We start from the raw sequence: 13863 nt of genomic DNA on the forward strand, positions 1-13863 counted from the left end.
CAGGACCCCGCCGGGCCGACGCGACCCGTCGTCGATACCCTCCCGCACTGTGCAGAGGGAGCGCGGTGACCAGGTGCCACCGTCCCGTAACAGGGCGGACGCGCCGGGTCAGCCTTCGCGCAACGGCGGTGAGACGCCAGGGGCGGGCCGGCCCCGATCCGCGCCGCCCCGCTACGACGACAACCCCCGGATGGCGCCTCGGCGCCCGGTGAGCCGCCCGGTGAGTAGCTCGGAGAGCGGGGACCGCCCCGACCCGGGCGGCCGGCCCCCGGAGCGCCGCGTGCCTGACCGTGCCCCTGATCGCGCCCGGCCCGAACGCACCGGCGAGCGCGCACCCGCACCGCCGTCGGGCGGCCGTGCCGCGCGCCGGGCGGCCGCGGAGGAACCCACCGTCAAGCTGGAGACCGCAAAACCGTCGGGTGAGCGGGCGGCCACCCGACGGTCCGGCAAGCAGGCCGGCCGCAAGCGTCGCAAGCGCCTGGGCGTGTTCGTGCTCGCCGCGGTGGTGCTGCTCGGTGCCGTCGTCGGTGGCGGACTCTTCGTCTTCACCTCGTTCTTCTCCACGCCCGACTTCGAAGGCGAGGGCCGCGGCGACGTCGTCGTGCAGGTCGAGGACGGCGACACCACCACCAAGATCGCCGGAATCCTCGTCGAGAGCGGTGTGGTGAAGAGCGCCGCCGCGTTCACCAGGGCAGCGGCGAAGGACGACCGGAGCCGGTCGATCCAACCGGGCTACTACCAGGTGCGCTTCGAGATGTCGGGTGCCGCGGCCGTCGCGCTGATGCTCGACCCGAGCGCGCGGATCGGGCAGCTGGAGATCCGCGGCGGGGTGCAGCTCGACGACACCCGCGGCGGCGACGGGTCCACCGTGCCCGGCGTGCTGAGCCTCATCTCGGAAGCCACGTGCGCGACGCTCGACGGCGAGCGCAAGTGCGTCACCGTCGACGAGCTGCGCTCCACGATGTCGACGACGGAGCCGGCGGCGCTGGGTGTGCCCACCTGGGCGCTGGAGGCCGTCGAGCGCGCCGACCCGGTGCGCAGGCTCGAAGGGCTGCTCGTACCCGGCCGCTACGACGTGAAGCCGGGCGCGCCGGCCGCGGAGGTGCTGAGCGCGCTGCTGGCGACGTCCGCGACGCGGCTGGAGGCGGCCGGGCTGGTCTCCGGTGCCCAGGCGATCGGCGCCGACCCCTATGAGGTGCTGATCATCTCCTCGCTCGTCGAGAAGGAGGCGATCACGCCGGACATGCCGAAGGTCGCCAGGGTGATCTACAACCGGCTCGGTGCCGGCCAGCGCCTCGAACTCGACTCGATGGTGAACTACCCGCTCGACCTGCAGGCGCTGCGCACGACCGCGGCCGACCGCGCCAAGCCGGGCCCGTACAACAGCTACACGACCGCGGGCCTGCCACCGACCCCCATCTCGGCGCCCGGCAACAACGCGATCTCCGCGGCGCTCACGCCCGAGCCGGGGTCGTGGTACTTCTTCGTGCGCTGCAAGACCGACGGCTCGTCCTGCTTCGCGGAGACGTTCAACGACCACTCCCGCAACGTGCAGGCGGCCCGCGCTGCAGGGGCGTTCTGACGGTCGTAACACTGCGTAACAGCAGGGTCATCGAGCGGACCTAGCGTCACGGTCCATGACGCAAACACTCGATCCCACCACCACCCCGGAGGGCGGTGGCGGCCGCCGCGGCTTCCGCCGCTGGGCCGCCGCGGAGTCGATCGAGGACTACTCGCTCCGGTACGCGCCGACGACGTTCCGCCGCTGGACACCGGTGATGGTGGCCTCCACGGCGCTGGGCGGCATCGCCTACCTCGCCGACTACGCGATCGGCGCGTCGATCGTGCTCTCGAACGGCACGGCGAGCGCCGTGCTCGGCATCCTCCTGGCCGCGGTGACGATCTTCGTGACGGGCATCCCGATCTCGTACTACTCGGCGAAGTACGCGATCGACATGGACCTGCTGACCCGCGGCGCCGGTTTCGGCTACTTCGGCTCCACGCTGACGTCGCTGATCTACGCGAGCTTCACCTTCATCTTCTTCGCGCTCGAAGGGTCGATCATGGCCCAGGCGTTCGAGGTGGGGCTGGGCATCCCGCTCCCGATCGGATACCTGATCACCTCGCTGATGGTGATCCCGATCGTGATCTACGGGATGAAGGCGCTCACGAAGCTGCAGGCGTGGACGCAGCCGTTCTGGCTGCTGATCTTCGCGGCACCGCTGATCGCGCTGCTGGTCCAGCAGCCGCAGGCGTACGGGGACTTCTTCGCGTTCACCGGGACGTCCGGCGGCGCCGGGGTCAGCCTCCTCGGGGTGGGGCTCGCCGCGGGCGTCGCGCTGTCGTTGATCGCGCAGATCGGTGAGCAGGTCGACTACCTGCGGTTCATGCCGCCGCTCACGCCGGCGAACCGGTTCCAGTGGTGGGCCGCCGTGCTCTCGGCCGGTCCCGGCTGGGTGATCCTCGGCGCGATCAAGCAGATCTCCGGCGGGCTGCTGGCCGTCTGGATCCTCGACGAGGTCGGTGCGGTGGCGGCCGTCGAGCCGATCCGGCAGTTCACGGCCGGGCTGGGGCTGGTGCTGCCCGGTTGGCTGGTGCTGCCCGTCGCGGTGCTGTTCGTCGTCGTCTCGCAGATCAAGATCAACGTCACGAACGCCTATGCGGGGTCGCTCGCCTGGTCGAACTTCTTCTCCCGGGTGCTGCACGCCCACCCCGGGCGGGTCGTGTGGATCTTCCTCAACGTGGGTGTCGCGCTCGCGTTGATGGAGCTGGGGGTGTTCGGGTTCCTCAACGCCGTGCTCGGCTTCTACTCCAACGTCGCGATCGCCTGGATCGGCGCGGTCGTCGCCGACCTCGTGATCAACAAGCCGTTGCTGAAGCTCAGCCCGTCCTACATCGAGTTCAAGCGGGCTCACCTGCGCTCGGTGAATCCCGTCGGATTCGGTTCGATGGTGATCGCCTCGGTGGTGTCGATCCTCGCGTTCTTCGGGTTGTTCGGACCGCTGCTGGCGGCGTTCTCGCCGTACCTGGCGCTCGTGCTGGCGTTCGTCCTCTCGCCGGTGATCTGCGTGCTCACCCGCGGCCGCTACTACCTGGCCCGGGTGGACGAGCTGCAGCCTCCGCTGGAGGACGCCGATGGCCTGCTCTCGACCGCGTTGCTGAGCTGCGGCAAGTGCCACGAGGAGTTCGAACGCCCCGACATGGCCGGCTGCGACTTCCACGGCGGTGCTGTCTGCTCGCTGTGCTGCAGCTTGGAGACGAGCTGCCACGACGCATGCAAGGCGGGTGGCACTTCAGCGGACCTTCCGATGCCCGGCGTCCGGTAGCCGGAGGCCTTATGCCCTACGCCTCGGGCCGGCCGAAGAACCCCGGTGGCGGCAGCGGCGACGGGGTCGCCGTCCGATCGCTGGGGGCCACGGCGGCGCCGGCGAACTCGGCGGTCTCCACGCCGTCGAGCACGGTCGCGCGGAACGGGTCCCCGGCCGTCCGCCGGGCCAGCGCGGCGACGGGCAGCTCGCGCTGCGAGCCGACGACCACGAGGTTGCCGAACCGGCGCCCGGCGAGGATCTCGGGCGATGCGACGACGGCGAGCTCGGCGAACACCGTCGCCACGGCCGCCACCTGGGCCTTCGCGAACGTGAGGGCGCCCCCGTCGGCGACGTTCGCGGCGTACACCCCACCCGGCGCGAGCACCCGCGCGGCGTCGGCGAGGAACTCGACCGTCGTCAGGTGCGACGGTGTGCGTGCTCCGGCGAACACGTCGAGCAACAACAGGTCCGTCGAGCCGGCCGGGAGCCGCGAGAGCGCCGCACGCGCGTCGGCGACGACCACGTCGAGGTCGTCGGCGGGCAGCCGGTCGGCGACGAGCTGGGCGAGCGCGCCGTCGATCTCTACGACCCGCTGCGGCGAGCCCGGCCGCGTCGCGGCGACGTATCGGGCGAGCGTCCACGCCCCGCCCCCGAGGTGCAGCACCCGCAGCGGCGCCGTGGGGGCCGCCACGAGGTCGATCACGTGCCCGAGCCTGCGGATGTACTCGAACTCCAGGTGCGTCGGGTCGTCGAGGTCGACGTGGGACTGCGCGGTGCCGTCCACGAGCAGCGTCCAGCCCCGGAGCCGGTCGGGGTCGCCCAGCAGCTCGGCGCTGCCGTTGTCGATCTCGGCGCGGAAGCTCGCGCGGGCGATGCGCTCGGAGCGCTCTGGTCGGGGCACAACAGATGATCCTGCCGCGCGGCGTAACACCGGCGACATCGGCCGGTTATAGGTTCATCGCTCAGGGTGCTCCTAGACCGATCGGAGGAGGGTGCGCGGTGCTGTTGTCCCCCCACGAGCAGGAGCGGTTGCTGCTCCACGTCGCCGCGGGGCTGGCGCGGCAGCGCCGCGACCGCGGGCTCAAGCTCAACTACCCGGAGGCCGTCGCGATCATCAGCGACTGGGTGCTGGAAGGCGCGCGCGACGGCCGCAGCGTCGCGGAGCTGATGACCGGCGGGCAGGACGTACTCGCCCGCGACGACGTCATGGAGGGCGTGCCGGAAATGGTCACGTCGGTGCAGGTCGAGGCGACCTTCCCGGACGGCACGAAGCTCGTCACCGTCCACCGGCCGATCCAGTGATCCCGGGCGAGTACCTGCTGGCCGCCGAGCCGGTACCGGTCGACCGGCCACGCACGGGTCTGACCGTCGTCAACACCGGCGACCGTCCGGTCCAGGTCGGGTCGCACTACCACTTCGCCGCCGCGAACCCGGCCTTGGAGTTCGACCGGGCTGCGGCGACCGGCATGCGGCTCGCCGTCCCGGCCGGGACGGCGGTGCGCTTCGAGCCGGGCGTCGAGCGCGAGGTGCAGCTCGTCGAGCTGGGCGGGACGCGAACCGTGCCGGGGCTGAGGCTGCAGTGAGCGAGCCAGTGAGCGAACCGTGGATCATCGACCGCGCCCGCTACGCCGAGCTGTACGGGCCGACCACGGGCGACCGGGTGCGGCTGGCCGACACCGACCTGGTCATCGAGGTGACGGAGGACCGCTGCCGCGGGCCGCGCGGTGGCGACGAGGTGGTGTTCGGCGGCGGCAAGGTCATCCGCGAGTCCATGGGGCAGGCCAGGACCACCCGCGCCGAGGGTGCGCCCGACCTGGTGATCACCGGTGCGCTCGTGCTCGACCACTGGGGGGTGGTGAAGGCCGACGTCGGCGTCCGTGACGGGCGGATCGTCGCACTCGGCAAGGCCGGCAACCCCGACATCATGGACGGCGTCGACCCCGCGCTGGTCATCGGTCCGTCCACCGAGATCATCGCCGGCAACGGGATGATCATGACGGCCGGCGGGGTGGACTGCCACGTCCACCTGATCTCACCGACCCAGATCCCCGAGGCGCTGGGCTCCGGCATCACGACGTGGATCGCCGGCGGCACCGGCCCCGCTGACGGCACGAAGGCCACGACCGTCACGCCCGGCTCGTGGTACGTCGCGCGGATGCTGGAGTCGCTCGACGAGTGGCCGCTCAACGTCGCGCTGCTCGGCAAGGGCAACACCGTGGGCGTCGAGGCGCTGCGCGAGCAGGCCCGCTCCGGGATCTCCGGGTTCAAGCTGCACGAGGACTGGGGCTCGACGCCTGCCGCGATCGACGCGTGCCTGCGGGTGGCGGGCGAGTTCGGCGTGCAGGTCGCCATCCACACCGACACGTTGAACGAGGCCGGATACGTGCAGGACACCCTCGCCGCGATCGCCGGGCGAGGCATCCACGCCTACCACACCGAAGGCGCCGGCGGCGGGCACGCACCCGACATCATCACCGTCGCCGGGCAGCCGCACGTGCTGCCCTCGTCGACCAACCCGACCCGCCCGCACACCGTCAACACGGTCGACGAGCACCTCGACATGCTGATGGTCTGCCACCACCTCAAGCCGAGCGTGCCGGAGGACCTCGCCTTCGCGGAGAGCCGCATCCGGCCCTCGACGATCGCAGCGGAGGACCTCCTGCACGACATCGGCGCCATCTCCATGATCGGCTCCGACTCACAGGCGATGGGCCGGGTCGGCGAGGTCCCGTTGCGGACCTGGCAGACCGCGCACGTCGGCAAGAAGCGGTGGGGAGCGTTGCCCGGTGACGGACCTGCCGACAACGTGCGGGCGCGCCGCTACGTCGCGAAGTACACGATCTGCCCCGCCATCGCGCACGGGCTCGACGCGGAGGTGGGTTCGGTGGAGGTCGGCAAGCTCGCCGACCTCGTGCTCTACCAACCCGCGTTCTTCGGTGTCCGCCCGGCGCTGGTGCTCAAGGGCGGCATGATCGCCTACGCGGCGATGGGCGACGCCAACGCCTCGATCCCGACCCCGCAGCCGGTGCTGCCGCGCCCGATGTTCGGCGCCTCGCCGGTGACGACCGCGGCGACATCCGTGCACTTCGTGGCGCCGGCCGCGATCGAGCACGGCCTAGCGGAGCGGCTTGCCGTGCGGAGGCGGCTGGCGCCGGTGGCCGACACCCGCCACATAACCAAGGCCGACATGCCGGGCAACGACGCCCTCCCGCGCATCGAGGTGGAGCCCGACACGTTCACCGTCCGGATCGATGGCGAGGTGGTCGAGCCGGCACCGGCCGTCGAGCTGCCGATGGCGCAGCGGTATTTCTTGTTCTGAGGCACCTCCGGCTTTCGGATGTGCTACCGGAGGAGCTGGGCGAGGTCGACCGAGGTGTCCTCGCTGACGGACGACAGCGCGGTGAGCGTCGGGTGGCCCGCGGCGAGCAGCGCGCTGTCGGACCCGTCGGCCGGCTCGTCCTCGACCTCCACCTCGGCGAGCTGCCAGCTGCTGTCGTCGGCGGAGTCGACGCGGGTCTGCACGGTGCCGAACGGCGCGAGCGTCGCGTGGCGCAGGTCCCGCAGCTGAGGGCGGTCCGGGACGTTCAGCGAGAGCACCGTGCCCGCCCCCGTCCCGGCCAGCAGGTCGAGCACGTCGGGGAGCAGCTTCGCGGCGCCGGACCAGTGCCGATCACCCTCGGGGTGCAGCGCCACGTCGAGCGAGACCGCGAGCGCGCGCACCCCGACCACCCCGGCCGTCAACGCCGCGCCGACGGTGCCCGAGTGCAGCACCGCCCGCCCCACGTTCGCACCGTGGTTGATCCCGGAGAGCACGAGCTCCGGCACGGGGTCGAGCCAGCCGCGCAGCGCCGCCAGCACGATGTGACCGGGCTGCGCCTGCACCGCGTAGGCCTCGACGTCCGGCGTGTCGGGCAGGGTCACCCGGGTCACAGGCGTGCGGCCGTTCTCACGCGTCGCGATGATGGCGGCACTCGCGCCGCTGGACTGCTCCGCGGGCGCGGCGACGACGACATCGAGCCCGGCGTCCAGCGCGGCTCGCGTCAGCACCGCGAGCCCCGGCGACTCCACTCCGTCGTCGTTGGTGACGAGCACGCGCATCAGTCCTCCCCCTGCTCCCACGGCCGCAGCTCGATGCGCTCCACCAGCGCCTCCACGGCCTCGGCGCCGCCGCTGCCGAGCCCGCGGTGCACCACGTTGAGCGCCCCGCACGCCGCGCCCACCCGCAACGCGTCGCGGACGGAGCCGCCGCGGGCCAGCGTCGCCACCATGCCCGCCGTCATCGAGTCGCCGGCGCCCTTGGACTCGACGGGCTGCAGCGGCGGGATCTCGATGACCACGACGTCGTCCTCGACGAGCGCCAGCGCGGGCTGTTCGGCGCGTGAGACCACCACCGTGCCGGCGCCCTCCTTGCGCAGCTGCCGCATCGCGGCGACCAGCTCTGCGGCGCTGTCGTCGTCGGCGCGCCCGTCCTCCAGCAGTTCCTCGTGGCTGACCTTCACGAGCACCGGCTCCCCGGCGAGCACCGCGGACAGGCGCTCGCCGGACAGGTCGGCCGCAACCGCGACGCCGTTGGCGGTGAGGTCGGCGGCGAGGCGCGCGTAGAGGTCCGCCGGCAGCACCCGGTCGTCGTGCGGGCCGGAGAGCAGCGCGAACCCGTGGCGCAGGCTCTCGGTGAGCGCGAGCTCGTAGAAGGCGTCCTGCTCGTGCCGGTCCATCGCGCCGCCCGGGGCCTGCGCGACGAGCTCGCGGTCGCCGTCGCGGCGGTCGTGGACGTAAGCGCCGTTGCGCGCGCCGACCTGGACCGAGCGCAGCGCGACGTCCTCGCCGGGGACGAGGTGGCTGAGCACATCACCGGTTTCCCCGCCGAGGCCCGCGCAGAACACGACGTGCACACCCAATGTGGAGATCATCCGGGCTTGCCAGACGCCCTGGCCGCCGGCGTGGACGTGGATGTCGGGCTCACCGGCCCGGTCTTCGATCGTGACGGTCAGGAGCGGGGAGGGGGCAACAACGACCACGGTGTCCGTCATGTCCGTTCCATACCCGGATGCACCACCTCGCGAACCGCGGCGCCATCCTGCGAACCCGCGCCCCGCGGGCGATTCTGGAAGGGAACGCCGTCCGATCAGGAGGTTCGCAGCCATGGCACGCTCGATCTGGACCGGGTCGATCAGCTTCGGTCTCGTGTCGATCCCGGTCGGGCTCTACAGCGCCACCGAGGATCACACGATCCACTTCCACCAGTACGAGCGCGACACCACCGACCGGATCCGCTACCAGCGCGTGAACGAGCGCACCGGCAAGGAGGTGGAGTTCTCCGACATCGTCAACGGTCGTGACGTGAACGGCGACCTGGTCGTCGTAGAGCCGGAGGAGCTGGACTCGATCGCTCCCGGTCGGTCGCGGACCATCGAGATCACGACGTTCGTCGACCTCGACGACATCAACCCGATCTTCTTCCAGAAGACGTACTGGCTGGCGCCGTCGTCGGAGAGCAGCAAGCCGTACGCGCTGCTGCGCGAGGCGATGCGGCGCAGCAACCGGGCCGGCATCGCCACGTTCGTCATGCGCGGCAAGGAGTACCTCACCGCGATCCGGGCCGACGACCGCGTGATCGCGCTGGAGACGCTGTTCTTCGCGGACGAGATCCGCGACCCGAAGGAGTACCTCGACGGGCTGCCCGACCGCGTCGCGACGCGCGGCAAGGAGATGGACATGGCGCTCAACCTCATCGACTCGATGAGTGGCGACTGGCGGCCGGGCGACTTCCACGACAGCTTCCGCGACCGGGTCGAGAAGCTGATCACCGACAAGCACAAGGGCCGCGAGATCGCGGTGGAGGCCGAGCCGCCGGAGCCGACGGACATGGCCGACCTCGTCGCGGCGCTGGAACGCAGCGTCGAGGCCGCGCGGGCCGGGAAGCGGCCGACACCCAGCAAGAAGGCCAGCAAGAAGGTCAGCAAGAAGCAGGCCGATCTCTCCAGCGCCACGAAGGCCGAGCTGGGCGCGCTCGCCCGCGAGCTCGGCGTCGAGGGCCGCTCGAAGATGAGCCGGGACGAGCTGGAGAAGGCGGTGACGGCGGCGGGAAAGAAGCGCAAGGCGTCCTGACCGGCTGCTCACCCCCGCGTTGGGGGAGGGCAGGAAAGCCACTTTCCTGCCCTGTGAGGGCCGGAAAGTGGCTTTGCTGCCCTCGCGTGCGGAACGCACACCTGGTCAGCGCAGCTCGACGCCGGTCTCCTGTTCGAGGAGCGCGACGGCGAGCAGTTCGCCGTCGACGGGCCCGAAGCGCTCCAGCGCGCGCCGGTGCACGTCCTCCACCAGCTCCGAGAGCGCGAACGGCACGTCGTGCTCGCGTGCGAGCGCGGTGATCGAGCCCAGCTCCTCGCAGCAGCGGTCCAGCCCGAACGAGCGCAGGTAGTCGCCCGCGAAGAGCGCGTCGAGGTCGCGGCGGACGAACTCGCTCGACGCCGCGCTCGACCCGATCGCCTCGCGCAGCACCTGGAGGTCGATCCCCGCCCGCTTGCCGAGCAGCAGCGCCTCGGCCGTCGCGACGGCCTGCCCGAACCACAAGAGGTTGACCAGCAGCTTCGTGGTGTACCCGGCGCCGGCGCCGCCGACGTGCCGGATCTGGGTGGGGTCGGCGAGCACCTCCAGCACCGGCCGGTGCCTGGCGAGCAGCTCGGCGGTGCCGCCGACGAACAGCCGCAGCGTGCCGTCCCGTGCGGCCGCGGGGCCGCCGCCGACCGGCGCCTCCAGCACGTCGACGCCCCGCTCCGCGGCGAGCGTGCGGATCGTCGTGCCGGCCGCGGGGGAGGAGCTGCTCATCTCGATCCACGTCGTGCCCGGGCGCATCGCGGCGACGATCCCGGCCGCGGCCTGCTCGACCTCGGGTGGGCCGGGCAACATCGTGATCACCACGTCGGCGTCGGCGACGGCAGCCGCCACGTCGCCGGCCCACCGCGCCCCGGATCGCCGCGCTGCATCGGCGACGTCCGGCCGCAGGTCGTGCGCCACCACGTCGTGACCAGCCGCGACGAGGTTGGCGCACATCGGCAGCCCCATGCGTCCGACGCCGACGAACCCGATGTTGATGCTCACAGCCACTCAGGATGGACCTGCGTTTCCGTCGTGAAGGCGTCGGGTAGCCGGTCGCAACCCACCACACCTCGGAGGACAAGCGATGTCGACGGACGCGATCGTGCTGCTGAAACAGGACCACAAGGAGATCAAGGCGCTCTTCACCAAGTTCCAGTCGGCGGGGGAGAACGCGACGAAGCTGAAGGGGAAGCTGGTCGAGCAGATCCTCGAAGCGCTGACGGTGCACACCTATCTCGAGAACGAGTGCATGTACCCCGAAGTGCGCAAACTGCTGCCGGCCGTCGAGGACGACGTGCTCGAGTCGTACGAGGAGCACCACGTCGCCGACGTCCTCTGCATGGAGCTCGCCGCCATGAAGCCCACCGACGAGCGTTTCGATGCGAAGACGATGGTGCTGATCGAGAACGTCACCCACCACATCGAGGAAGAAGAGCAGGAATGGTTCCCGAAGGTGCGTGAAGGCCTCGGCCGCAAGCCGCTGCAGGAGATGGGCGCCCGCATGATCGAGATGCGCAAGAAGGCGCCGCGCAAGCCCTCACAGCCCGGCGCGCTGAAGAAGGCCGCCGACGCCGTGCTCGCCTGATCTCGCGGATGGCGGGTGCCAGGAAAGTGGCTGCTGTCAGGTGAATCGCCGCAACTGTCGCGGTCGGCCCATGTCGGGCGGGCTGTGCGGACGGGGGCAGGGTCAGCGCGTACTCGCTCACGTCTGGACGTGAACGACTGCGAGTTGATCAGGCTGGGGACGCACACCCGCCCGCCTGCCCGGCCCGGCCGTACACACCCGGGCCGCACCCAGCACGGATTCTCATCCCTCGTGGCGGCCCGGAGGGCCACGGCGGACTTTCCTGGCACTGCCGTCACCACCGGCGGGTGGTGACGGAGGTTGCGGTCTCAGGCGCAGAGCGCCGCGGCGTCGGGGCCCTGTGTGAGGCGGAAGCGGTGGTCGAGGAGGCGGTCGATGTCGGTCCAGTAGGCGGTGATCAGCGTGCGCAGGGTGGGATCGGTGTGCGTGATCCGCTCCCGCAGTTCCGTGATGTGCCGGTCGAGCCCGGCGACGTCGAGGTAGGGGTACAACGTTCCGCGGTGCCCGATGACCGTCGACATGCCACGTGTCCTTCCCCGCGCAGGGTGTTCCTACTGGGTCTGTTTCCACAGCGTGGCACGTGTGAAACATCCCACTTCGCACAGCGTTCGATCGGCGTATCGGATACTGCCCGAACAGCCCAACCGGAGCGGGAGGTGACGTGGCGGGCACCCTCACGGCGGGTCTGCTGCTCCTCGCCGACTCGCGCCTGCCGTCAGGCGGCCATGGTCATTCCGGCGGCGTCGAGGCGCTCGTCGAACGCGGCCTGATCGCCACGACGGCAGATCTCGAGGTGTTCCTGGACGGCCGCCTCCGCACCAGCGGCACGGTGCCGGCCGCTGCGGCCGCCGCGGCGTGCGGGCTCGCCGCCCATCCGGACCGGGAGCCGGAGCCGGACTGGGCGAGCTGGGACGAGGCCGTCTCGGCGCGCACCCCGTCGGCCGCCCTGCGGGCGGCGTCACGGGCGCAGGGTGCGGCGTTGTTGCGAACCGTCACGCTCGCTTGGCCGGGCCCGGCGGTCGAGGCCTTGCGCGCGCTGGGCGGCGTCCACCACCCACTCGTACTCGGCGTGGCGGCCGCGGCCGCGGGCGGGACACCGCTCGACGCGGCAGGGTTGGCGTTGCACCACATGATCGGCGGAGCGTGCACCGCCGCTGTGCGACTGCTCGGTCTCGACCCGCTGGCCGTCGCCGCGGTGGCCGCCCGCGCCGGGCGTCGGGCCGAGGCGGTCGCGCGCACGGCGGGCGACGCAGCGGCCGCTGCGGTCGCGGACGCCGACCCCGCCCTGCTCCCCGGCGAGAGCAGCCCGCTGCACGACGTACTGGCCCAGCTCCACGACTCATCGGAGGCGACCCTCTTTGCATCGTGACGACGCGTTCGACCTGATGACAGCCCACCCGCCGCTCGCCGCCGGCCCCGCCGGGCCATTGCGCGTGGGGATCGGCGGCCCGGTTGGTGGCGGCAAGACCGCGCTGGTGGCGGCGCTGTGCAAGGCACTGGGCAGCGAGCTGTCGATCGTCGTGGTGACGAACGACATCTACACGACCGAGGACGCGGACTTCCTGCGTCGCCACGGCGTGCTGCCCGACGAGCGGATCCGCGCCGTGCGCACCGGCTGCTGCCCGCACACCGCCATCCGCGACGACATCACCGCGAACCTGGACGCGGTCGAGGATCTCGTCGCGCGGCACGACCCCGATCTCGTGCTGGTGGAGAGCGGCGGCGACAACCTGACGGCCACGTTCAGCTACGGGCTCGTGCACGCGCAGATCTTCGTGCTCGACGTCGCAGGCGGGGACAAGGTCCCGCGCAAGGGTGGCCCCGGGGTCACCCGCTCCGACCTGCTCGTCATCAACAAGATCGACCTCGCGCCGCTGGTCGGGGCCGATCTCGACGTGATGCGCGGCGACGCGGAGAAGGTCCGCGATGGCCGTCCCACCGTGCTCGTCTCGCTGCGGGACCAGCCGGACGCCGCTCCGATCGCGGAATGGATCACCACGCAGGTCCGGACCCGGCGGGCCGGTTGAGGCAGGCGGTTTCCGCGAGGGCGGGCCTTCGGGTCGACCGGAGCGGGGAGCGGCAACGTATTCGCTGGTCACAGGCCTGGCCGGTGGTGCTGCGCCCGACCGGTGAACGCCAGGTGCACCTCGTGCAGGGCGCGGGCGGGCCGCTGGGTGGTGACGCGCTCTCGCTCGACGTCGACGTCTGCGCGGGTGCGGAGCTGCGGGTGCGCAGCGCCGGCGCGACGCTCGTCCAGGCCGGGACCGAGGACGGACCGGCGCGCTGGGCGACGACGATCCGGGTGCGGGCGGCCGGGCGGATCGACTGGGCGCCCGAGCCGACGATCGTGTCGGACGGGGCCTCGCTCGAGTCGTGGTTGCGGATCGAGCTGGCCGGCGACGCCACCGCTGCCGTGCGGGAGGTCGTCGTGCTGGGCCGGCACGGCCAGCGCGGTGGGCGGTACCGGGGTGCTGTCAACGTGACCGTCGGCGGGCGTGCGCTGCTGACCCAAACGACGCTGCTCGACGGGGCCGATCCCGCGCTGGCGGGGCCCGGCGGTTCGGCAGGCGCCCGTGCGGTAGGGACGTTCCTGCTGGTCGGCGCTCCACGCCGGCCGAGCGGCTGCGGCGAGCGGAGTGGCGTCCGGTGGGCGTGGAGCGCCCTCGCCGGACCCGGTGACCTGCTCACGGCGGTGGGGGAGCCCGGCGCCGTCGGTGCGGTCCTGGAGGCCGTCTCGCCAGGCTGAGGCCGCTGCTGTCACGCGGCACGCGCGTGTCGCGCAATAGCAGCCGGCACCGACAGTTCCGCGCCGCAGAGCCGGAACTGTCCACATCGGCCCTCGTTCATCCACAGTTGGCAGATCGGTCTGGTCCG

15 protein-coding genes are annotated in these 13863 nt (G+C 71.9%); 10 read left to right on the top strand and 5 right to left on the bottom strand.

What is annotated here, in order from left to right:
* Positions 1–280: 280 nt before the first annotated feature.
* A complete protein-coding gene (gene mltG / locus LL648_RS17335; protein WP_232663613.1) occupies positions 281–1582 on the top strand; it encodes an endolytic transglycosylase MltG in 1302 nt (433 codons plus the stop codon).
* Between the two features lie 55 nt (positions 1583–1637).
* The gene (locus LL648_RS17340; protein WP_232663614.1) at positions 1638–3326 is read left to right on the top strand and encodes a purine-cytosine permease family protein; all 1689 of its coding nucleotides are present in this window, start codon (positions 1638–1640) and stop codon (positions 3324–3326) included.
* A 16-nt stretch (positions 3327–3342) separates the two neighbouring features.
* On the opposite strand, the gene LL648_RS17345 is transcribed toward LL648_RS17340, so the two are convergent.
* Entirely contained in the window at positions 3343–4209 is an 867-nt protein-coding gene (locus tag LL648_RS17345) for a spermidine synthase (protein WP_232663615.1), read from the bottom strand.
* 98 nt (positions 4210–4307) lie between these two features.
* Here LL648_RS17345 and LL648_RS17350 point away from each other — a divergent pair, with 98 nt between their 5' ends.
* The 3 genes from LL648_RS17350 to LL648_RS17360 are packed head-to-tail and all read left to right on the top strand — an operon-like array spanning position 4308 to position 6627.
* Positions 4308–4610, top strand: a complete 303-nt coding sequence (locus LL648_RS17350; RefSeq protein ID WP_232663616.1) for an urease subunit gamma — start codon at positions 4308–4310, stop codon at positions 4608–4610.
* Complete coding sequence (locus tag LL648_RS17355; protein WP_232663617.1) at positions 4607–4891, top strand: urease subunit beta; 285 nt, start codon at positions 4607–4609, stop codon at positions 4889–4891. Before LL648_RS17350 ends, LL648_RS17355 begins: the two co-directional genes overlap by 4 nt.
* Positions 4892–4899: 8 nt before the next feature.
* A complete protein-coding gene (locus LL648_RS17360) occupies positions 4900–6627 on the top strand; it encodes an urease subunit alpha (protein WP_232663618.1) in 1728 nt (575 codons plus the stop codon).
* 23 nt (positions 6628–6650) lie between these two features.
* Here the strand turns inward: LL648_RS17360 and surE are convergent, their stop codons facing one another.
* The gene (surE, locus tag LL648_RS17365) at positions 6651–7406 is read right to left on the bottom strand and encodes a 5'/3'-nucleotidase SurE (protein ID WP_232663619.1); all 756 of its coding nucleotides are present in this window, start codon (positions 7404–7406) and stop codon (positions 6651–6653) included.
* Positions 7406–8338 (bottom strand): 1-phosphofructokinase family hexose kinase, encoded by a 933-nt coding sequence (locus LL648_RS17370; RefSeq protein ID WP_232663620.1) that lies wholly within the window; start codon positions 8336–8338, stop codon positions 7406–7408. The genes surE and LL648_RS17370 overlap by 1 nt, the downstream gene beginning before the upstream one ends.
* A gap of 112 nt (positions 8339–8450) precedes the next feature.
* On the opposite strand from LL648_RS17370, the gene ku reads away from it, so the two are divergent.
* On the top strand, positions 8451–9416 hold the full coding sequence (ku, locus tag LL648_RS17375) for a non-homologous end joining protein Ku (protein WP_232663621.1): 966 nt from the start codon (positions 8451–8453) through the stop codon (positions 9414–9416).
* Between the two features lie 105 nt (positions 9417–9521).
* Here the strand turns inward: ku and LL648_RS45245 are convergent, their stop codons facing one another.
* Positions 9522–10406 (bottom strand): NAD(P)-dependent oxidoreductase, encoded by an 885-nt coding sequence (locus tag LL648_RS45245; protein ID WP_232663622.1) that lies wholly within the window; start codon positions 10404–10406, stop codon positions 9522–9524.
* An 82-nt stretch (positions 10407–10488) separates the two neighbouring features.
* Between LL648_RS45245 and LL648_RS17385 the strand changes: the two genes are divergently transcribed.
* Positions 10489–10989, top strand: a complete 501-nt coding sequence (locus LL648_RS17385; RefSeq protein ID WP_232663623.1) for a hemerythrin domain-containing protein — start codon at positions 10489–10491, stop codon at positions 10987–10989.
* 308 nt (positions 10990–11297) lie between these two features.
* On the opposite strand, the gene LL648_RS17390 is transcribed toward LL648_RS17385, so the two are convergent.
* Positions 11298–11510 carry a hypothetical protein gene (locus LL648_RS17390; RefSeq protein ID WP_232663624.1) on the bottom strand — a complete coding sequence of 71 codons (213 nt, stop codon included), beginning with the start codon at positions 11508–11510 and terminating at the stop codon, positions 11298–11300.
* Positions 11511–11650: 140 nt separating this feature from the next.
* Here LL648_RS17390 and LL648_RS17395 point away from each other — a divergent pair, with 140 nt between their 5' ends.
* The 3 genes from LL648_RS17395 (at position 11651) to LL648_RS17405 (ending at position 13735) form a co-directional block, all read left to right on the top strand.
* Positions 11651–12358 carry an urease accessory UreF family protein gene (locus LL648_RS17395; protein WP_232663625.1) on the top strand — a complete coding sequence of 236 codons (708 nt, stop codon included), beginning with the start codon at positions 11651–11653 and terminating at the stop codon, positions 12356–12358.
* 16 nt (positions 12359–12374) lie between these two features.
* Positions 12375–13016, top strand: a complete 642-nt coding sequence (ureG, locus tag LL648_RS17400; RefSeq protein ID WP_308190341.1) for an urease accessory protein UreG — start codon at positions 12375–12377, stop codon at positions 13014–13016.
* 83 nt (positions 13017–13099) lie between these two features.
* Positions 13100–13735 carry an urease accessory protein UreD gene (locus LL648_RS17405; RefSeq protein WP_232663626.1) on the top strand — a complete coding sequence of 212 codons (636 nt, stop codon included), beginning with the start codon at positions 13100–13102 and terminating at the stop codon, positions 13733–13735.
* Positions 13736–13863: the final 128 nt, after the last annotated feature.

The sequence above is a fragment of the Pseudonocardia sp. TRM90224 genome (assembly GCF_021245725.1).
GTDB lineage: Bacteria > Actinomycetota > Actinomycetes > Mycobacteriales > Pseudonocardiaceae > Pseudonocardia.